Annotated in this window: 17 protein-coding genes, 1 tRNA gene and 1 pseudogene; 5 read left to right on the top strand and 14 right to left on the bottom strand. The window is 65.9% G+C overall.

The features are described 5' to 3' along the window. From ASG75_RS13865 to grxD, 9 genes and pseudogenes are all read right to left on the bottom strand, one after another. Positions 1-294 (bottom strand): annotated as a pseudogene (locus ASG75_RS13865) (nitrite reductase, copper-containing); the annotation flags it as partial. A gap of 125 nt (positions 295-419) precedes the next feature. Continuing rightward, the gene (locus ASG75_RS13860; RefSeq protein WP_056390611.1) at positions 420-1,181 is read right to left on the bottom strand and encodes a helix-turn-helix domain-containing protein; all 762 of its coding nucleotides are present in this window, start codon (positions 1,179-1,181) and stop codon (positions 420-422) included. 277 nt (positions 1,182-1,458) lie between these two features. Beyond that, a tRNA-Asn gene (locus tag ASG75_RS13855) sits at positions 1,459-1,535 on the bottom strand. A gap of 70 nt (positions 1,536-1,605) precedes the next feature. Further along, a complete protein-coding gene (gene ppnN, locus ASG75_RS13850) occupies positions 1,606-3,006 on the bottom strand; it encodes a nucleotide 5'-monophosphate nucleosidase PpnN (protein WP_056390607.1) in 1,401 nt (466 codons plus the stop codon). 160 nt (positions 3,007-3,166) lie between these two features. Continuing rightward, entirely contained in the window at positions 3,167-6,430 is a 3,264-nt protein-coding gene (locus ASG75_RS13845; RefSeq protein WP_056390604.1) for a carboxypeptidase regulatory-like domain-containing protein, read from the bottom strand. A 366-nt stretch (positions 6,431-6,796) separates the two neighbouring features. After that, positions 6,797-8,509: a lysophospholipid acyltransferase family protein gene (locus ASG75_RS13840; RefSeq protein WP_056390602.1), complete on the bottom strand. Its 1,713-nt coding sequence runs from the start codon at positions 8,507-8,509 to the stop codon at positions 6,797-6,799. A 97-nt stretch (positions 8,510-8,606) separates the two neighbouring features. Further along, positions 8,607-9,206: a YhgN family NAAT transporter gene (locus tag ASG75_RS13835; RefSeq protein WP_056390718.1), complete on the bottom strand. Its 600-nt coding sequence runs from the start codon at positions 9,204-9,206 to the stop codon at positions 8,607-8,609. A gap of 65 nt (positions 9,207-9,271) precedes the next feature. Then, a complete protein-coding gene (locus ASG75_RS13830) occupies positions 9,272-10,042 on the bottom strand; it encodes an SDR family NAD(P)-dependent oxidoreductase (protein ID WP_056390599.1) in 771 nt (256 codons plus the stop codon). Further along, entirely contained in the window at positions 10,039-10,362 is a 324-nt protein-coding gene (grxD, locus tag ASG75_RS13825) for a Grx4 family monothiol glutaredoxin (RefSeq protein ID WP_056390596.1), read from the bottom strand. The genes ASG75_RS13830 and grxD overlap by 4 nt, the downstream gene beginning before the upstream one ends. 113 nt (positions 10,363-10,475) lie before the next feature. Between grxD and ASG75_RS13820 the strand changes: the two genes are divergently transcribed. Next, a complete protein-coding gene (locus tag ASG75_RS13820; RefSeq protein WP_056390593.1) occupies positions 10,476-11,054 on the top strand; it encodes a Fe-Mn family superoxide dismutase in 579 nt (192 codons plus the stop codon). A 153-nt stretch (positions 11,055-11,207) separates the two neighbouring features. On the opposite strand, the gene ASG75_RS13815 is transcribed toward ASG75_RS13820, so the two are convergent. Then, the gene (locus tag ASG75_RS13815; RefSeq protein WP_056390592.1) at positions 11,208-12,368 is read right to left on the bottom strand and encodes a 5-(carboxyamino)imidazole ribonucleotide synthase; all 1,161 of its coding nucleotides are present in this window, start codon (positions 12,366-12,368) and stop codon (positions 11,208-11,210) included. Next, on the bottom strand, positions 12,365-12,865 hold the full coding sequence (gene purE / locus ASG75_RS13810; RefSeq protein WP_056390589.1) for a 5-(carboxyamino)imidazole ribonucleotide mutase: 501 nt from the start codon (positions 12,863-12,865) through the stop codon (positions 12,365-12,367). Before purE ends, ASG75_RS13815 begins: the two co-directional genes overlap by 4 nt. Before the next feature lie 64 nt (positions 12,866-12,929). Here purE and ASG75_RS13805 point away from each other — a divergent pair, with 64 nt between their 5' ends. The 4 genes from ASG75_RS13805 (at position 12,930) to ASG75_RS13790 (ending at position 16,881) form a co-directional block, all read left to right on the top strand. After that, on the top strand, positions 12,930-13,199 hold the full coding sequence (locus ASG75_RS13805) for a Trm112 family protein (protein ID WP_056390586.1): 270 nt from the start codon (positions 12,930-12,932) through the stop codon (positions 13,197-13,199). Positions 13,200-13,320: 121 nt separating this feature from the next. Further along, positions 13,321-15,576, top strand: coding sequence for a DUF1631 domain-containing protein (locus ASG75_RS13800; RefSeq protein WP_056390583.1), 2,256 nt, complete (start codon positions 13,321-13,323; stop codon positions 15,574-15,576). Beyond that, the gene (gene nadC, locus ASG75_RS13795) at positions 15,573-16,430 is read left to right on the top strand and encodes a carboxylating nicotinate-nucleotide diphosphorylase (protein WP_056390580.1); all 858 of its coding nucleotides are present in this window, start codon (positions 15,573-15,575) and stop codon (positions 16,428-16,430) included. Before ASG75_RS13800 ends, nadC begins: the two co-directional genes overlap by 4 nt. 43 nt (positions 16,431-16,473) lie before the next feature. Then, complete coding sequence (locus tag ASG75_RS13790) at positions 16,474-16,881, top strand: DUF3301 domain-containing protein (RefSeq protein ID WP_056390577.1); 408 nt, start codon at positions 16,474-16,476, stop codon at positions 16,879-16,881. A gap of 49 nt (positions 16,882-16,930) precedes the next feature. Here ASG75_RS13790 and ASG75_RS13785 read toward each other — a convergent pair whose 3' ends face one another. The 3 genes from ASG75_RS13785 to ASG75_RS13775 all read right to left on the bottom strand — a co-directional run bounded on the left by ASG75_RS13785 (position 16,931) and on the right by ASG75_RS13775 (position 18,837). Then, the gene (locus tag ASG75_RS13785) at positions 16,931-17,386 is read right to left on the bottom strand and encodes a ClpXP protease specificity-enhancing factor (protein ID WP_056390574.1); all 456 of its coding nucleotides are present in this window, start codon (positions 17,384-17,386) and stop codon (positions 16,931-16,933) included. Next, complete coding sequence (locus ASG75_RS13780; protein WP_056390571.1) at positions 17,373-18,011, bottom strand: glutathione S-transferase N-terminal domain-containing protein; 639 nt, start codon at positions 18,009-18,011, stop codon at positions 17,373-17,375. Before ASG75_RS13780 ends, ASG75_RS13785 begins: the two co-directional genes overlap by 14 nt. 85 nt (positions 18,012-18,096) lie before the next feature. Next, a complete protein-coding gene (locus ASG75_RS13775) occupies positions 18,097-18,837 on the bottom strand; it encodes a cytochrome c1 (protein ID WP_056390567.1) in 741 nt (246 codons plus the stop codon). Between the last annotated feature and the right edge of the window lie 5 nt (positions 18,838-18,842).

The raw sequence follows: 18,842 nt of genomic DNA, 5'->3' as shown, positions 1-18,842 counted from the left end.
GAACGTGTAGCTCACGCCCTCGGAGATCGGCATCTCCTTCTCGATCACTTCCAGCTCGACGATCACCTTCGCCGGGTAGTTGCGGTTGACCGGCGGCGGCACGTGCGGCGGGCTGGTCAGCACCGCGTGGATCGGCTCGCCCTGCGGCGGGCCGAAGTCGCCATGGGTGGCGGCGATCGCGGCGGGGCTGGCGTCAGCCTGCCCCACCGGCGACATCGCAGCTGGCTTGCCGGAGCAGCCGGCGAGCGCCAGCGTGCCGGCCGTGACCAGGACAATGAACAACGAACGTGACATGGGTTTCTCCCTGTGGTTTCTGGCTTTCAGCCTAGGGAACCGTCAGGAAGCGCGCTTGACGTACGTCATTTCTGTCGATGGAAAACGGCGAGTGCGTCAAGCCGCCGCAGGTGCCGCGAAGGTGCTCAGTGCGACAGCAGATTCCTGCCGATCTGGCGCAACCCTTCGGGGTCGCGCAACAGCATTTCACGTCCCTCGAGTTCGATCAGACCCTGCTGGCGGAAGCGGCTGAGCACCCGGCTCACCGTCTCGGCCGCCAGCCGCAGGTAGTTCGCGATATCGCCACGCGACATGCTCAGGTGGAAGCGCGTCCCGGAAAAGCCGCGCTCCTCGTAACGTGCGGCGAGATCGGTGAGAAAGGCAGCCATGCGCATGTCGGCGTTGTGGTCGCCGGCGAGCAAGGTGGCCATGCCGAGTTCCTTGCTGATCAGCCGGAACAGCCGCTGCTGTACTGCCGGCATGCGCGTGGCCAGCGCACTCATCGCGGGGAACGAGAAGCGGCAGAAATAGGCGGTATCCAGCGCGACCGCATCGCACGGGAACTGGTCGGGATAGATCGCGTTGAGCCCGATCACCTCGCCGGGCAGGTAGAAGCCGAGCACCTGTTCGTGTCCATCGGGGTCGACCATGCTGGTCTTCACCGTACCGGCGCGCACCGCGAAGATCGAGCGGAACGGGTCGCCGGTACGGAAGATGTGCTCGCCGGCATGGAACGGCCCGACATGCTCGACCAGGCAGTGCAGTTCGAGCAGCTCCGGCTTGCCGTAGCCTTCCGCGATGCACGCCCCGGAGAACGCGCAGGTGCGACAGAAGTGGGTCTCGTCGCCGTCGTCGGCAATCGGGTTGAGTGGCTCGGGCAGGCGACCTGCCGGGTTGTTGCGGCGCATGGGGAACCTGTGGGCATCGCGCGGATCAGATCGGGCATGGCGGGTACCGGGCCATGCCCGGTACGCCAACGCACGGCGAAATATATCGCGATGATACGCAATGGCGGCGACTGCCGTGGGACGACCTGCGTGCCATGACGCCGCACCGGCGCCTTCGTGCCCGTTTTGCACGGCACAAAAAGAACAAGGGCCGGCATTGCTGCCGGCCCTTGCTTGCATATAGCGTCCCGCGACTGACCTGCTGCGCAGCATCGAAATGGTGCGCAGTAAGGAAAGATGGCGCCCGAAGTTGGACTCGAACCAACGACCCCCTGATTAACAGTCAAGTGCTCTAACCAGCTGAGCTATTCGGGCGCGAGCTGCGTAGTTTGCTGAGCGTGCGGCGAACTGTCAAGCCGTTGCAGAACGGTCGCCGCACTTTTTTTCAGGCGTTCAGCACCTGGTAGCACGGCTCGTACGCGGTGCCGCCGGGAAGCTTCATGCGGTGCTGTTCGACGAACGCCTGCAGCAGCTTGTCCAGCGCCCGCATGATGTCCGCATCGCCGTCGATGACGAACGGGCCGTGCTGCTCGATCGCCTGCACGCCCTCCTCCTTCACGTTGCCGGCGACGATGCCGGAAAACGCCCGGCGCAGGTCCGCCGCCAACTCGTGCCGCGGGCGCTCGTGGCGGATCTGCAGCGCGCGCATCGCCTCGTGGGTGGGGCGGAACGGCTGCTGGAACTCCAGCGGAATCTGCAGCGCCCAGTTGAAGAAAAAGGCGTCCTTGGTGTCCAGCCGGTTGTGACGCACCTTCTCGAGGCCCTTGATCATGGTTCGCGCCACCGTCTCCGCGTCGTCGACGATGATCTGGTAGTGCCGGGCCACCTCGTCGCCCAGGCTGAGCCGCAGGAAACGGTCGATCTGCTCGAAATAGGCGGCCGACTGGCGCGGCCCGGTGAAGATCAGCGGGAACGGCGTACCGGCATTGTCCGGATGCAGCAGGATACCGAGCAGGTAGAGGATTTCCTCGGCCGTGCCGACGCCGCCGGGAAACACGATGATGCCGTGGCCCAGGCGCACGAAGGCTTCCAGCCGCTTCTCGATGTCCGGCATGATCACCAGGTGGTTGACGATCGGGTTCGGCGATTCGGCCGCGATGATGCCCGGCTCGGTGATGCCGATGTAGCGGTTGTTCCGGCGCCGCTGCTTGGCGTGCGAGATGGTCGCGCCCTTCATCGGCCCCTTCATCGCGCCCGGGCCGCAGCCGGTGCAGATGTCCAGCCCGCGCAGGCCGAGCTGGTAACCGACCAGCTTGGTGTAGTCGTACTCCTGGCGCGAGATCGAGTGACCGCCCCAGCACACCACCAGGTTCGGGTCGACCTGCGGCTTCAGGATGCGCGCGTTGCGCAGGATCTCGAACACGCTCTGGGTCAGCGCAGCGGAAGCGTCCAGGTCGAAACCGATCTGTTCCAGCTGGGTCGACACGTAGACGATGTCGCGCACCACCGCCACCAGCAGTTCGTTGATGCCGCGGATGATCTGGCCGTCCACGAACGCCTGCGCCGGCGCGTTCGACAGCTCGATCTTCATGCCGCGGTCCTGCTGCAGCACCTGGATGTCGAAATCCGGATACTGCTCCAGGATCGCCCGCGGGTCATCGCTGACGTTGCCCGAGGTCAGCACCGCCAGCGCGCAGCGGCGCAGCAACGCATGCAGACCCGAGCCGCTGGCGCCGCGCAGGCGCGCCACTTCGTTGCGGGAAAGGACATCCAGGCCGCCGATCGGCGAGATGCGCGCGCTGACGGTGCCGGGCTTTGCCGGCGCGCCGGAATGTGTGTCATTCATTCGAATTGTTCTCCATGGCCGCTCTTCGCGGATCGTGCGCCTGCGCCAAGCGGGACAGGCCGCGTAGCTTCCCGCGCCGATCGCGCATGGTCAAGCGTACGCACAAAAAAAGCCGGTGCCCGCAAGGGCACCGGCTCCAGGTTTCAAACCACCGATGCGCTTAGAACGTGTAGCGCAGCGTGATCATCGCCGACCAGCGCGACACCACGTTGGTCTTGGTGTTGCGACCGGCGTCATAGATGATCTTCTGGCCCGGCTGGTAGTTGCCGCTCTTGTCGGTGGGCAGCGAGTAGATGTACTTGCCGTCCGCATCCACGCCTTCGTAGCTGGCCAGCGTACGCATGTACGGGAAGCCCACGTAGCTCTGCTGGCCCCAGTCGCTGTTCAGCAGGTTCATGAGGTTGTAGATGTCCAGACGCAGCTCGCCCTTGTTGCCCTTGAAGATGCCGGGCACTTCCTGACGGAAACTGAGGTCCACCTGGTTCACCCAGGCCGAAGTGGCACGGTTGCGACCCGCAATGGCACCCTGGTGATCCTTCAGGTAGGAATCGCTCTGGATGAAGTTGAAGAACTGGTCGATGGCAGCCTGGCTGGTACCTGCCTTGAAGCTCACGTCCTCCTTGTTCGGGATGTAGATCAGGTCGGTCTTGTACGAATCGCCGTTAGCATCGTTACCGAAGACCCAGCTGTACGGCTGACCGCTGTGGCCGTCGTAGAACGCGCTGACGCTGGTCGCGTAATCACCGAAGAAGCGATGCTGCCAGGTCAGCGAAGCATTCAGGCGCTGCTTGATCGCATAGTTCGACGTGGACGCCACGTCCTCGTTCGGATTCACCCAGGCATTGTTGGAGTAGTTCGAGCTGGCCTGGCTGGACACGCCCGGGTTCACCTCGGTGGCATTGCCGAAGGTCACGCCCAGGCTGCCGAACCAGCTCTCCGAGAACGGCTTCTTCAACGACAGGGTCAGCGCTTCGGAGCGGCCCTTGTGGGTGTTGGTCAGCAGGGTCGACGTGCCGGAGAAACGCCTGTCCTGGTTGGCCCGCGCGTCGCCGGAGACGCTGGCCTCGCCCGGGGTCTTCCAGTACTGGTTGCGGCCGTCCGGCAGTACGCCGGTCGGTGCGCCGATATTGATGTTCTTGTAGAGGATGCCGTTGCGGGTGATGATCCGCTGGTATTCGGCCGAGAAGATCGTGCCCAGCCACGGCAGCTCGCGGTCGAACGCCAGGCTCATCTTCCACACCGACGGCAGCTGGAAACTCGGGTCGATCGTGTCCACGTTCATCTGCGAGCTGCCCGGAGGCGGCAGGTTCTGGTTGAACGGATCGGCGCTGAACGCCGGCAGCGTGTTGCCCACGCCGGGCTGCAGGCCCTGGTCGTTGAACACCGAGTAGGTGGCCACGGTCATGCCGTTGTTCTGGTACGGGTTGGTCATCCACACCGTCGGCGGATTGGACTGGAACAGGCCCACGCCGCCGCGAACCTGCATCATCCGCTCGCTGTCGAAGTTGTAGTTGAACGACAGGCGCGGCTCGATCAGCTTCATGCCGTCGATGGTGTTGTCGTTGCGGTACCCGAACGCAGTCGCAAAGGTCGGGTTGTAGATCGGCGAATCACCCGTCTTGTTGAGATTCATGCGCACGCCGTACTGCACCGACAGGTTGCTGGTTGGCTGCCAGGTATCCTGCAGGAAGAAACCATATTGACGAAGGGTCCAGGCAGCAGCCACGTCGGCCAGCGTGTAGCCAGCGGCCGGCTGATAGAGGTTGTAGGAGCCGTAGATGCCCTTCTCGAAATTGTCGATGCCGTAGAACTCGTAGGCACCGAACTGGGTACGGCCGAACAGGTTGTAGATCTTGTTCTGCTGGAAGTCGACGCCACCCTTGATGGTGTGCTCATCCAGATACAGCGTGCCGGCGAACAGGCCCTTCCAGGTCTTGATATCCAGCACGTTGTAATGGCTGAACTGATCCTCGCCCAAGTCGACGTATGGCGCACCGCCCGTCTGCTTGCCATTCTTGATGGTCCGGGTAATGTCCACCCACACCTGCGGCTGCTGCGCGTCGACCGTGCGCACCTGCGAGAACTGCGAGTAGCCGATCTTGGCCTCGGTGGAGAAGTTGCTGGTCCAGTCGTCGAACACCTGCAGCACGGTGTTCTTGGTGTCGCTGCTCTTGGTGTACCAGTAGCTGGTCAGACCGATGGCGTTGGACGAGTTGCCCTGCACGATCGGCTGGGTTTCCTTGGTGCGCTGATAGGACAGGCTCGCGCGATGGTTGTCGGCGATGTTCCAGTCCAGCTTCATCAGGTAGCGCTTGTCCTCCAGGTTGGAGGTGCCGCCGCTGAAGGAACCCGGCTGCAGGCCGAGGGCATTCGCGGCATCGATGACGCGCTGCAGGTCGGCCGGCGAAACTTTGTTCGAGGTCGACGCGCCGGTCAGCGACGGGTCCAGGCCATTGGCCGAATCGGCGCCCAGGCCGATGGTCTTTTCCTTCTCGAAGTTCGCGAAGAAGAACAGCTTGTCCTTGATGATCGGACCGCCCAGCGTGGCGCCGGCCGTCCAATCGCTCTTGTAGCCCTTGTAGTCACGGTTCTTGTCGAGCCAGCCGGCGCTGCCGACCAGCTTGTCCGCGTTGCGGTAGGCGTAGTAGACCGAGCCGTGGAATTCGTTCGTGCCGCTCTTGGTCACCGCGTTGATGTTGGCGCCGACGGTGTCGGAAGCCACGTCGAAGTTCGCGGTCGAGATGTTGTATTCCTCGATGGTGTCGGTGGACACCGGCGAGCCGATGTACGGCATGCCATTCGAGTTCAGGCCGAACGGGTCGCCGACGGAGACGCCGTCGACGCTGATGTTGTTGTAGCGGCTGTTCTGGCCCATCGACGACATCGAGCCGTCGCCGCGATCGGTGATGACGATGCGCGGATCGAGGCGGGCGATATCCTGGATCGAACGACCCGGCGTCGGCGCGGCTTGCAACTCGCGCTGCGACACGTTGGTCGACAGACCCTTGTTGTCCGACGTGAAGGTCTGCGCCAAGGCAGTGGCCGAAACGGTCACGCCTTCCAGGTTCTTCGCTGCCACCACGCCCATGGTCAGGTTTACCGCGGTGCTCTGCGACAACTGCAGGTAGACCTTGTCCTGCTCGGCCTGGGTCAGACCAGCCTTGGACGCCGTCACGTCGAACGGACCGCCCACGCGCAGACCCTGCGCCGAGTAACGACCATCCGCATCGGTGGTGGTGATCTTGGTGGTGCCCGACGGCGCATGCACGATCTGCACGGTGGCGCCGGCGACCGGCTGGCCGCTCGCGTCCAGCACGCGGCCGCTGATCGAGGAGGAGGTGTCCTGCGCGATGGCAGGCACCGACGCCGCCAGCAGCGAGGCAATGGCAAACGGCAGGAGTTTGGCGCGAATTCGGCTGTTCATTCTTGATCGACCCTCAGGCTCGCAACGAAAAAAACTCTTGTTTGAGGGCCCAAAACGTGACCTCGCCCGGCGCAAGCCAGGCGCAGCATCGACACGATCCGTGACCCCGGTTGTGGTGTTGCAGCGAGTCCATGGAGCCATGGACCCGCAAGACTTCAGCTCGCCGGACCTTCCCGCCTGCGGCGATTGTTAAGCGATTTTAACGGCATTGTATGACATTTTCGTAACGTTTACACGTCAACCTCGGCTACCTGCATCTCCCCAAAACCGCGATACGAACCGTTTGAAATCAATCAGATGAAGGCAGCCCCCGCTACTTCCATAGCTGCCATGCTGCACCACATCCGGTACGTTGCCTATACCGAATCAAGCATTCTTGCCGAGATAGCGCGCACGTTTCGCTGGCTTCAGGTTTGCCAGGTCCAGCATCACCAGGCCATCCACGCAACCGGAAAAACCCGGGTCCTCGCCGAAGTCGAGGAACTGCACGCCGGCAGGCTCGACCAGGTCGACATACTGCCGGTACAGCACCGGCATGCTGACGCCCAGTGCATCCAGATGATGTTTCAGTTGGCCCAGCCCCGCAGCAGCGTCGAGCCCCTCCAGCGCCGCGCGTACGCCCTGCACCACTTCGGGCGAGACCACGAAAGGCTGGCGTGCGGCGGCCAGCCCCGGCGCACCGAAATAATGCTGGTGCGCCGCCGCGATCCATTCGCGCGCCTCGCGCGGCAGGCTCATCGACATGCTGACCGGGCCGAACAGGTAACGCAGTTCCGGATGCCGTTGCAGATACAGGCCGATGCCCTGCCACAGCTGGTCCAGCGCGCGCGAGCGCCAATAGGCCGGCGCAATGAAACTGCGCCCCAGCTCCAGCCCCTGCGCCAGCCGCGACTCCAGCGCCGGCGAGTAGTTGAACAGGCTGGAGGTATACAGGCTGGCCATGCCGCGCTCGGCAATCAGCCGGCCGCCGTGGCCGAAGCGGTAGGAGCCGACGATGCGCAAGGCCTGCGGGTCCCACAGCACCAGGTGCTCGTAATGCTGGTCGTAGGCATCCAGGTCGCGTCGCGCGCCGGTACCCTCACCGACCTTGCGGAAGGTCAGCTCGCGCAACCGGCCGATTTCGCGCATCACCGCGCTGCCGGGCGTGCCCTTGAACAGCCACGCCTGCTTGCCATCGCCGAGATCGGCCAGTTTCTCGCAGCGCGCCAGTTCCGCAGCAACCTGCTCGGCCGGTTCGGGCAACGCCAGCGGCGCCTGTCCGCCAAAGACCAGGCCGCGATGCTGGCCGACCCGGTAGACGTGCCGGCGCATCAGCTTCGCCGCCTGTGCCGGCGAACCGCCGCTGCGCTGACCGAGCTCCTCGGCGCTGACCAGCGCGCCGATGCTGAAACCGATCCGCCGCTTGCCCGGCGCCACCGCTTCGCGCGGCAGCATCGCCGTGCTCAGCGGCCTGGCCAGCATCGACAGGCCGTAGAACATCGCCGAATTGCGTGCCGAGACATGCACCGGCAGCACCGGTGCCTTGCTGCGCAACGACAGCCGCGCGAAACCGTCCGACCAGCGGCCGTCGCGCACGCCGCCGGCGCGCACGCGCGAGACTTCGCCGGCAGGAAACACGATCAACGCCTCGCCGTTCTGCAGTGCGCGATAGATGCCGCGCAGGCGCGAGGCAGCGCCCTTGCCGAACACGTCCACCGGCAGCAGCAGCTTGCCCAGTGGCGGCACCGTGGCCAGCCAGTCGTTGCCGAGAATGCGCACGTCGCGGCGCACCGAACCGATCACCTGCAGCACCGCCAGTGCGTCCTGCATGCCCAGCGGATGGTTGGCCACCACCAGCAGCGGGCCATCGACGGGAATGTTCTCCAGATCGCCCGGATTGACGTGATGGCTGGTGCCGAGCACGTCCAGCACGCGGTCGACGAAATCGAAACCCTCGGCGGCACCGACCCGATCCAGCACGCGGTTGAAACCGTCTTCGTCGGCCAGCCGTCCGAGCATGCCCGCCATCGGCCGGCGGATGCGTGGGTACTGCGCCAGCCATGGCAATCGTTCGACAAGGGACTGTTCGATACTCAGCATCTCTGCGTCCTCGGATTTCCCCCATCCTGGCGGCCGATTATGACAGCTGCACGATCATCCGAAGCGACGCTTGCGACAATTTGACGACGTCGCCGTTTCAAACACTCATGTGCAGGAACGACGCCACGCCGGCCATGAACATCTGCACCGACAGTGCGATCAGCAGCATGCCCATCACGCGCTCCAGCGCGGTCAGCACGCTCTCGCCCAGCCAACGGAACAGGTAGGTCGCACTGAGCAGGATCAGCGAGCTGGCCAGCCACGCCAGCAGCAGCGCGATCGTCCAGTCGGCGGTGCGACCGGGCTGGGTATTGGTCAGCAGCAGCAGTGCCGCCATCGCCGAGGGGCCGGCCACGCCGGGTATCGCCATCGGCACGATGAACGGTTCGCCGCCGCCGGACTTGCCGAAGATGCCGCTGCCGTCGGCCGGCGGAAACACCATGCGGATGCCGATCAGGAACAGCACGATGCCGCCGGCGATGCTGATCGATTCCTGCTTCAACTGCAGCAGCTTGAGGATGTACTGGCCGCCGAACAGGAATGCCAGCAGCACGCCCAGCGCGATCAGCAGTTCGCGCACCATGACATGGCGACGCCGCTTCGGCGGCACGTCCTTCAGCAGGCTCAGGAACAGCGGGATATTGCCCAGCGGATCCATGATCAGGAACAGCAGGATGCCCGCCGACAATGTGGTCATCTGCGATTCCATCTCAACTCCATTCTCGTTGGGCGGACGCCACACCGGCGCCGCCGGGCAACCGTTCAGTCGACCCGCAAATCCAGTATTGCGCCACGCGCCGGCGCACCCTGCGCGCCGAGCAGATAGACCGCGGCAGCGGCGGCCGCATCCGGCAGCGGTCGCTGCAGGATGTCTTCGCCGAAATATGCCAGTTGCCGCAGCGCCGTGCGCATCGGCCCGGGCAGCATCGCATGGGTGCGCAGCGGGCCGCTATCGGTTTCCTCGTGCAGGATCGACACGAACCGCTCCAGCGCCGCCTTCGATACGCCGTAAGCGCCCCAGTGCGCACGCTGCAGCAGTTCGGGGTCGTCCAGCACGAACACCACGGCGCTGTCGCTGGCCTGGGTCAGCAGCGGCAGGCAGGCCTGGGTCAGCGCGAACGGCGCGTTCACGTTGACGTGCATCGCGCGCAGCCAGGCATCCGGCTTGTGCATGCCGATCGGGGTCAAGCCGCCGAAACTGACCGCCGCGTGCACGATGCCGTCGAGCCGGCCGAAGTCGCGCTCCAGCCCCTCGGCCAGCGCGGTGTATTCGCGCGGCGTGGCCACCTCCATGTCCAGCGGATGGATCACCGGCTCGGACAGGCCTTCGGCCAGCATCGCGTCGTACAGTTGTTCCAGCTGACGCTTGCGCTTGCCGGTGATCACCACCGTGGCGCCCGCTCGCGACACAGCTCGCGCCACCGCACCGCCGAGCCCGCCGTAGGCGCCGGTGACCAGCACCACGCGATCGGCCAAGGTATCGGCGGCCGGCTGCCAACCGCTGGGCAATCGTGAAACCGGCAGCGTCGTCAAGGCGCCACCCCGGCCACGTCGCTGGCCATGCGGGACAATTCACCGGCGGACTTCAGATCCTCGATGATGTCGCAGCCGCCGATCAGTTCGCCCTGGATGAACAACTGCGGGAAGGTCGGCCAGTTCGAGAAATGCGGCAGCGCCGCGCGGATCTGCGGATCGGCCAGCACGTTCACCGCGTGGAACACGGCGCCGGCTTCGGTCAGCGCCTGGGCCGCGCGGCTGGAAAAGCCGCACATCGGAAATTCGGGCGTGCCTTTCATGAAAAGCACGATCGGATGCGCGGCCAGCATCGCCTTGATTTGCTCGTTGATGTCCATAGCTTGGTGTTTCATCTTTACAATGCAGGCAGACCGATATTGTATCAGTCACCCGTCGGCTGCCGTCCGCTGCGCCGACACATCTCCCCCAGCCACCGCTAAGGAGCCTCATCATGGCGATCGAACTTCCCCCGCTTCCGTACGAAAAGAACGCACTGGAGCCGCACATTTCCGCCGAAACGCTGGAGTTTCACTACGGCAAGCACCACCAGTCCTACGTGACCAACCTCAACAAGCTGATCGAAGGCACCGAGTTCGCGAACGCCACACTGGAAGACATCATCAGGAAGTCGTCCGGCGGCGTGTTCAACAACGCCGCGCAGATCTGGAACCACACGTTCTACTGGAATTCGATGAGCCCGAAAGGCGGCGGCGCGCCGAGCGGCAAGCTGGCCGACGCGATCAACAAGGCGTTCGGCTCGTTCGACAAGTTCAAGGAAGAATTCAGCAAGTCCGCCGCCGGCAACTTCGGCTCCGGCTGGACCTGGCTGGTGCAGCGTCCGGACGGCCCGCTCGGCATCGTCAACACGTCGAACGCGGCTACCCCGATCACCGGCAGCGACAAACCGCTGTTCACCACCGACGTGTGGGAACACGCCTACTACATCGACTACCGCAACGCCCGCCCGAAGTACGTGGAAGCGTTCTGGAACCTGGTGAACTGGGACTTCGCGGCCAGCAACCTGGCCTGATTCCCCGACACCCATGCAATCAAAAACGGAGCCGGCGACGGCTCCGTTTTTTATCGGGCAATCGCATCACCGTGCGCTACCGGCGACATACAAACGCGCCCTGCTTTGCTTCCGGCGTGACTCGACGAAGCGCATCGCGCACAGCGTGCGCCTCTACAGCCGATCCAGCACCTGCAGCACCGGCGCCACCTGCGCCTCGCGCCCGAGCGCGCGGGCAATCCCGCCCAATCGCGCGGCCAGCTGACCGGCATCCGACGCGCATACGGTGGCATGGCCCACCTTGCGGCCCGGCCGGGCCTGCTTGCCGTAGTCGTGCCAGTGCGCGTCGACCGCCTGCAGTACCGCCGAGGTGTCGGGCAGCTCGCCGATCCAGTTGAACATCGCCGACATGCCGCGCGCGCCGGTGTCGCCCAGCGGCAGACCAAGCACCGCACGCACGTGGTTCTCGAACTGGCTGGTGTGTGCGCCCTCGATGGTCCAGTGGCCGGAGTTGTGCACGCGCGGCGCCATCTCGTTGCCCAATAGCTCGCCGTCCCTGACGAACAGCTCCAGCGCGAACACGCCGACGTAGCCCAGCCGCTCGGCCAGCGTGCGGGCCAGCTCGGTGGCACGCGGCTGCAGCAGTTCGATGTCCGGCGCCGGCGCCAGGCTCATCGACAGCACGCCGTCGACGTGCCAGTTGCGGGTCAGCGGCCAGGTGCGGAAATCGCCATCGCGGCCGCGCACGGCGAGCACCGAAAGCTCGCGCTCGAACGGCACGAACGCTTCCAGGATCAGGCCGTGTTTCGACGCCTGCGTGCCAAGCGCGGCCCATGCTGCATCGGCATCCGCCAGTTCGCGCAGCCGGAACTGACCCTTGCCGTCGTAGCCGAGCCGGCGCGTCTTCAGGATCGCCGGCGCGCCGACCGTGGCCAGCGCCAGGTCCAGTTGCTCGCGCGTATCCACCGTCATGAAGTCCGGGGTGGGCAGGCCGCACTCGCGGAACAAGGTCTTCTCGGCCAGGCGGTCCTGCGCCACCGCCAGCGCCTGCGGCGCGGGGAATACCGCCACCCGCTCGGCCAGCCAGTGCGCCGTCTCGGCCGGCACGTTCTCGAAATCGAAGGTGACCACGTCGACCCGGGCGGCGAACGCCTCCAGCGCGGCGTAGTCGGTCCAGTCGGCCACCACCAGCGGTGCGACCTGCCCCGCACAGGCGTCGGCGGAACTGTCCACCGCCAGGGTCTTCACGCCCAGCGGTGCCGCCGCCAGTGCCAGCATGCGCGCCAGCTGCCCACCGCCGAGTACGCCCAGCACGGGCTGCTGCCGTTCGCTCATTGACGCGGGTCCGGTTGCTCGATCACGGCCTGGGTCTGACGTGCGCGCCAATTGTCCAGCGACGCGGCCAGCGCCGGATCGTGCAAGGCCAGCACCGCCACGGCCAGCAAGCCGGCGTTCACCGCGCCGGCACGGCCGATCGCCAGGGTGCCAACCGGGATGCCGGCTGGCATCTGCGCGATCGACAGCAGCGAATCCATCCCGTTCAGCGTCTTCGTCTGTACCGGCACGCCGAATACCGGCAGGCGGGTCTTCGCCGCCAGCATGCCGGGCAGATGGGCGGCGCCGCCGGCGCCGGCGATGATCACCTGGATGCCGCGCCCCACCGCCTGTTCGGCGTAGCTGAACAGCAAATCCGGCGTGCGATGGGCGGAAACCACCTGCACTTCGTGCGCCACGCCCAGTTCGGTCAGCACATTGGCCGCGTGCTGCATGGTTTCCCAATCCGAACGCGAACCCATCACCACGCCAACGCGCGGTCTGCTTGTTCCAGTCATGGCCGGACCGTCCAAAAACGGCTATTGTACGGGCTTTCCCTGCCCTGGCACACCCAAGCGATCCATGGACAAGCGCCTACTCGATATCCTGTGCTGCCCGGTCAGCAAAATGCCGTTGCGCCCGCTGGGCAAGCGCGAACTCGATGCGCTGAATGACGCCATCGGCGCCGGCAAGGTCGATACCGTGGCCGGCGTCACCGTGCGCGAGCGGATCAGCGAGGGCCTGATCACCACCGACCACAAGGTGATCTACCGGATCGAGGACGGCATCCCGGTGATGCTGCCCGAGGAAGGCATCGGCACCATCCAGCTGACCGACTTTCCCGCAGCCTGAAGCCGCGCTGGCGGTGGCGGAAACCCGCGCATGACACGGGCACCCGCTTTGCCTTATCGTCAACATCTGCGCGGCCCGTCCTGGGTTCAGCCGCGTATCGCAATGTTTCAGGGGTTTGGCGATGAACGAAGCCAGTGATCCATCCCGAGTCATCAATCTGAGCCAGCGCCTGGACCCGACCAGCGAGCGCGTCGGCGAGTTGCTGGGTGCCGTGCGCGACATCGCCAGCAAGCGCCTGCAGCAATGGGTCGGCAACGCCTTCGAACGCGTCGACGACGCACTGTTCGACCTGGCCGAGAAGGGCGAGAACAACGCCGCCCAGATGCATTACTTCGACGGCATGCGCGAAGTGCGCAAACGCCGCCCGGCGGTGGAACGCCATTTCCTGAGTGCGATCAGCCGCCACATCGGCGAACTGGCCCACCCGCCGCAGTCGAATGGCTCGTCGATGTTGTTTGGCTCGGTCGAGCTGACGCTGGTGGCCGACAACGAACTGGAAGAGTCGCTGGCGATCACCAGCATGATCGGCAAGAACGAATCGCGGCTGTCGCGTGACCTGTTCGCGGTCAACCAGCGGTTGTCGGTGATCTGCGGCGGCCGCAAGGTCGAGGACGCCAGCAACCCGGTGGCGCCGGCGATCCTGGCGCAGGCTTTCCGCCAGGCGCTGCACGAACTCAGCGCCGACATGCGGGTCAAGCTGATCATCTACAAACTGTTCGACCGCTACGTGCTGTCGTCGCTGGAAGAGCTCTACCAGGAGATCAACACCGAACTGGTGCGCGCCGGCGTGCTGCCGCAGCTGCGACACGAAGTGCTGCGCGGCGACGACGCGAAGGCCGCAGGCGCCGCCGGCCAGGCGACGGACGAGGCGACCGGCGACATCCCCAGCGACCTGCTGCAGACCCTGCACGCGCTGTTCAGCGCGCGCCGCGGTCCCGCCGCCGGCAACGCCGGCATGCATGCGCTGCCGAGCGGCCCGCTGCCGTCGGCGAACGAATTGCTGGGCGCGCTCAGCGTGCTGCAGAGCCAGATCGCCAGCGCCGGCCCGCTGCCGTACGCGCAGCCGGACGACGCCGCCACGCTCAGCCGCGAGGTGCTGCAGCTGAAGGGCCAGCTGCTGACCCAGCTTGGCGCACTGCGCGGCGAGCGGCCCAGCCACGTCGCCACCATCGATGAGGACACCATCGACCTGGTCGGCATGCTGTTCGAATTCATCCTGGAAGACCGCAATCTGCCGGCCACGATGCAGGTGATGCTGGCCCGGCTGCAGATCCCCTACCTCAAGGCAGCGATCCTCGATCGCAAGCTGTTCGCGCACCGCCAGCATCCGGCGCGCCGGCTGCTGGACTGCCTGGCCGAACAGGCCAAGAGCTGGTCGGAGGAGTCCGACCGCGACCGCCGCCTGCACGACAAGGTGAAGTCGATCGTCGACCAGTTGCTGCACGACTTCGACGACGACATGGGCATCTTCGAACGCCTGCTGGTCGACCTGCAGTCGTTCCAGGACGTCAACAAGCGCCGTTCCGAACTGGCCGAACAGCGCGTGGCCGAGTCCACCCGCGGCCGCGAGAAACTCGAGCAGGCGCGCCGCCGCGCCGCCCGCGAGATTCTCGACCGCATCGGCGAGCACAAGCTGCCGCCGCTGGTGCACGGCGTGCTGGCCCGCGCCTGGGCCAACCATCTGGTACTGACCCTGCTGCGCCAGGGCGAAAGCTCGCCCGAGTTCAAGAGCGCGCTGCGCTTCGTCGACGAGTTCATCGCCAGCACCAAGCCGGCGGCCAGCCCGGAAAGCCGGCAGGTACTGCGGCAGATGCTGCCCGGGATCGAGCGTGCGCTGCGCCAGGGCCTGGCCAACGTGGCGTTCCAGGAACAGGACATCGAGCGCCTGCTGGGCCAGTTGCACACCTATTACCGGCAGCAGCTGGGCGAGACGCTGGATGCCGCCGAGGTGGCCAGCGTCGACGAAGACGCCGCCATGCTGGCGATTCCCGACAGCATCCAGCCGGTCATCGAGCACGACGCCACACCGCAGGACAACGTCGAAGAAGACACCGTCGAAGTGCCGCTGGACAGCCCGGAATGGCACCAGGTGCAAGCACTGCAGCCGGGCACCTGGCTGGAGTTCTGCCTGCCCGACGAGCCGATGACCCGCGCCAAGCTGTCGTGGATCAGCCCGATGAGCGGCCGCTACCTGTTCGTCAACCGGCGCGGCCTGAAGGTGGCCGACTACTCGCCGCAGGAATTGACCGCGCTGCTCACCGACGGCCAGGCCCGCGTGCTCGCCGCCAACGCGCTGTTCGACCGCGCGATGAGCGCGATCGTCGACAAGCTGAGCCAGCCCGGTAGCGTGCCCGCCGCGGATACGACCGCCGAATGAATCAGGCTCCATCGTTCGCGGTGCCGGACGCCGCCCAGATCGCCACCGATATCGAACGCGCCCTCGCCGAAGACCTCGGCCAGGGCGACGCCACCGCGGGATTGCTCCCAGTCGACGCCCAGGCCCACGCCGAACTGACCTGTCGCGAGGCGGCGGTGATCGCCGGCACGGCATGGTTCGACGCCTGCTTCCGCCGGTTCGACCCGGCCGTGCGGATCGACTGGCAGGTCCGCGACGGCGACCGGGTCGCCCCCGGTTCGGTGATCTGCCGCCTGTCCGGACACGCCCGCTCGCTGGTCACCGCGGAACGCTCGGCGCTGAATTTCCTGCAGCTGCTGTCCGCCACCGCGACGGTGACCGCGGACTATGTCGCCGCCGTCGCCGGCACTGCGGTGCGCGTGCTGGACACCCGCAAGACCATCCCCGGCCTGCGCCTGGCGCAGAAATACGCGGTGCGCTGCGGCGGCGGCCACAACCAGCGCATGGGCTTGTACGACGCGATCCTGATCAAGGAAAACCACATCATCGCCGCCGGCAGCATCGCCGCCGCCGTGCAGGCGGCGCGACGGCTGCACCCGGAGCTGCTGCTCGAGGTCGAGGTGGAGAACCTCGGCGAACTGGAGCAGGCGCTGCAGGCCGGCGTGGACCGGATCATGCTGGACAACTTCGAGCTGGCGCTGATGCGTGAAGCGGTGCAGCACACCGCCGGCCGCGTGCCGCTGGAAGTGTCCGGCAATGTCGACCTGCGCACGATCGGCGAATACGCACGCACCGGCGTCGACTTCATCTCGGTCGGCGCGCTGACCAAGCACGTGCGCGCGGTCGACCTGTCGCTGCGCCTGCGGCTGGACTGAACACCAGCTTGCACCCGCTCGCCTGCGCCCACACACTGCGGGTATGAGCGACCTCTCCAATCTGTTGCTGCTGCTGGCGCTGGGCGCCATCGTGGGGCTGTGGCTGAAGCTCAGCGTGGCGCGCGAACGCGCCGTGCAGGAAGCACGCCTGCAATGCCGGCAGCACGGCCTGCAACTGCTCGACGAAACCGTCGGCCTGCGCGGCGTGCGCCTGCGCCGCGTCAACGGCCTGCGCATGATCGAGCGCTGCTACGGTTTCGAGGTGAGCATCGACGGCCACGACCGCGAACCCGGCCGGCTATGGATGATCGGCAGCGCGCTCAGCAGCCTGAGCCTGCCCACGATCGAGCTGCTGCCGCACGAGGAGGTCGCCGCACGAAACGATGCCCTGCCCTCGCCGTCCGGCAACGTCGTGCCGCTGCGCCCGCGTCCGCGCGACCGGCTGAACTGAGCACCGCCGGCGTCCACCGGATCCGGCGGATGCGATAGCCGGCGGCTACTTACTTGACCACCCGCAGATGCGGCGCGCTGCGCTTCGGCTTGTCGCCGCCGACGTCAGCGGCACCCGGCGCCGGCGTGCTGTCGTCGGGTCCGGGAGCGGGCGGCGGCGTGTCGCCGCCTTCTTCCTCGGCCGGGAACATCATGCCCTGGCCGTTTTCCTGCGCGTACAGCGCCAGCACCGCCTGCACCGGGATCTGGATCGCCTGGCTGACCCCGGAAAAACGCGCCTGGAAACTGATCCACTCGTTGCCGAGGTCGAGGTTCGCCACCGCGCGCATCGCCAGGTTGAGCACCACCTGGCCGTTCTTGACCACCTGCGGCGGCACCCGCACGCCGGCGAACCCGGCGTCGACCAGCACGTACGGGGTCAGGTTGTTGTCGCTGATCCAGTCATAGATCGCCCGCAGCAGGTACGGGCGGTTGGTGGTCATCGGTACTGCTTCATTCTTGCTCATGGACTTGCCGCATCGCCTTTTCCTGATCGGTCATGCTGCGCGCAAAACCCTGACTATGGAACAAACGCTCGCCGTAATCGATCACCGGCTTGCCCTCGCGCCCCAGATCCACGCCCAGCCAGGGCAGCCGCCAGATCACCGGCGCCACCAGGCAGTCGGCCAGGCTCATTTCCGGGTTGAGGAAGAACTTTGCGGCCTTGAACAGCGGCACCGAGGACAGCAGGTGCCCGCGCAGGCGCTTGCGCGCCGCATCCGCGGGTCGGCCGCCGGCGCGGATGATGTCCACTTCGGTCAGCCAGTCCTTCTCGATGCGTACCGCGGCCACCCGCAGGCGCGCGCGCGATTGCGGATCGATCGGCATCAGCGGTGGGTGCGGATAGCGTTCGTCGAGGTACTCGCAGACCACCGCGGTGTCGAACAGGGTCAGATCGCGGTCGACCAGGGTTGGCGTGCTGGCGTAGGGATTGAGGTCGATCAGGTCTTCCGGCGGCCTGGCCGGATCCACCAGGACCCGTTCATAGCCGACCCCCTTGGCGGCCAGCACCAGCCTGGCGCGATGGCACTGCACATCATCGGCGGTGGTGTACAGCGTCAGTACGCTACGCGAGCGAGCGCTTGGGACCATGCGCAATTCCCCATCGGTGAGACGACTGCGGCGGCTCGTGGCCGCCGCAGTCGGATAATACTATCCAGGATCAGGCCTTCCAGGCTCAGTGGACGTCCTTCCAGTATTCCTTCTTCAGCATGGCCGCCAGTAAGGTGAAGAACGCCAGGAACAGCAGCACCCAAATGCCGTAGTGATGACGTTGCAAGGCAGCCGGCTCGGAAGCGTATTCCAGGAAGCTGGTCAGGTCACGGGTCGCCTGCTGGAACTGCGCCGGGGTCAGCTTGCCCGGCTGCGACAGCACCAGCTTCTCCACTGCCGGATCCTCGCCAGCCTTGGCCGGCTTCATCTCCGCGGTCTGCAGGCCCTGCAGCTCCCACAGCGGGAACGGCATCGACGCGTTCGGGAACACCGTGTTGTTCCAGCCCACCGGGCGGCTCGGGTCCAGATAGAACGAGTTGAGGTAGGCGTAGACCCAGTCGGCGCCCTTCGCGCGCACTTCCAGCGACAGGTCCGGCGGAGCCTTGCCGAACCACTTGGCGGCCGACTCTTCCGGCATGTGCGAAACCACGGTCTCACCGAACTTGGCGCCGGTGAAGTTGAGGTTCTGCATCACGTCCTGCTCGGTCAGCCCCAGGTCGCTGGCGATCCGCTCGTAACGCATGTACTTCAGCGAATGGCAGCCGACGCAGTAGTTGAAGAACAGCTTGGCGCCGCGCTGCAGCGAAGCCTGGTCCTGCACGTTGGTGCCGGCATGCGGCAGGCCGCCTTCCTCCGACGCCTGCACCGACGCGCTGCCGACGATCAGACTGAACGCCAACGCCACCGGGAAGATGTATCGCTTCATTAGCA

The organism is Rhodanobacter sp. Soil772 (genome assembly GCF_001428385.1).
Classification (GTDB): domain Bacteria; phylum Pseudomonadota; class Gammaproteobacteria; order Xanthomonadales; family Rhodanobacteraceae; genus Rhodanobacter.
The sequence above is the reverse complement of the archived record's forward strand: the minus strand, read 5'-3'. Positions and strand labels throughout refer to the sequence as shown.

Excerpts from the sequence above, each read along its gene's own strand:
- ASG75_RS13835 (WP_056390718.1), bottom strand. The coding sequence starts at position 9,206 with ATGACCACATTGTCGGCGGGCATCCTGCTGTTCCTGATCATGGATCCG.
- ASG75_RS13845 (WP_056390604.1), bottom strand. The coding sequence starts at position 6,430 with ATGAACAGCCGAATTCGCGCCAAACTCCTGCCGTTTGCCATTGCCTCG.
- ppnN (WP_056390607.1), bottom strand. The coding sequence starts at position 3,006 with ATGAATGACACACATTCCGGCGCGCCGGCAAAGCCCGGCACCGTCAGC.
- nadC (WP_056390580.1), top strand. The coding sequence starts at position 15,573 with ATGAATCAGGCTCCATCGTTCGCGGTGCCGGACGCCGCCCAGATCGCC.
- ASG75_RS13800 (WP_056390583.1), top strand. The coding sequence starts at position 13,321 with ATGAACGAAGCCAGTGATCCATCCCGAGTCATCAATCTGAGCCAGCGC.
- ASG75_RS13820 (WP_056390593.1), top strand. The coding sequence starts at position 10,476 with ATGGCGATCGAACTTCCCCCGCTTCCGTACGAAAAGAACGCACTGGAG.
- ASG75_RS13785 (WP_056390574.1), bottom strand. The coding sequence starts at position 17,386 with ATGAGCAAGAATGAAGCAGTACCGATGACCACCAACCGCCCGTACCTG.
- ASG75_RS13815 (WP_056390592.1), bottom strand. The coding sequence starts at position 12,368 with ATGAGCGAACGGCAGCAGCCCGTGCTGGGCGTACTCGGCGGTGGGCAG.
- ASG75_RS13805 (WP_056390586.1), top strand. The coding sequence starts at position 12,930 with ATGGACAAGCGCCTACTCGATATCCTGTGCTGCCCGGTCAGCAAAATG.
- ASG75_RS13775 (WP_056390567.1), bottom strand. The coding sequence starts at position 18,837 with ATGAAGCGATACATCTTCCCGGTGGCGTTGGCGTTCAGTCTGATCGTC.
- purE (WP_056390589.1), bottom strand. The coding sequence starts at position 12,865 with ATGACTGGAACAAGCAGACCGCGCGTTGGCGTGGTGATGGGTTCGCGT.
- ASG75_RS13790 (WP_056390577.1), top strand. The coding sequence starts at position 16,474 with ATGAGCGACCTCTCCAATCTGTTGCTGCTGCTGGCGCTGGGCGCCATC.
- ASG75_RS13840 (WP_056390602.1), bottom strand. The coding sequence starts at position 8,509 with ATGCTGAGTATCGAACAGTCCCTTGTCGAACGATTGCCATGGCTGGCG.
- grxD (WP_056390596.1), bottom strand. The coding sequence starts at position 10,362 with ATGGACATCAACGAGCAAATCAAGGCGATGCTGGCCGCGCATCCGATC.
- ASG75_RS13860 (WP_056390611.1), bottom strand. The coding sequence starts at position 1,181 with ATGCGCCGCAACAACCCGGCAGGTCGCCTGCCCGAGCCACTCAACCCG.
- ASG75_RS13780 (WP_056390571.1), bottom strand. The coding sequence starts at position 18,011 with ATGGTCCCAAGCGCTCGCTCGCGTAGCGTACTGACGCTGTACACCACC.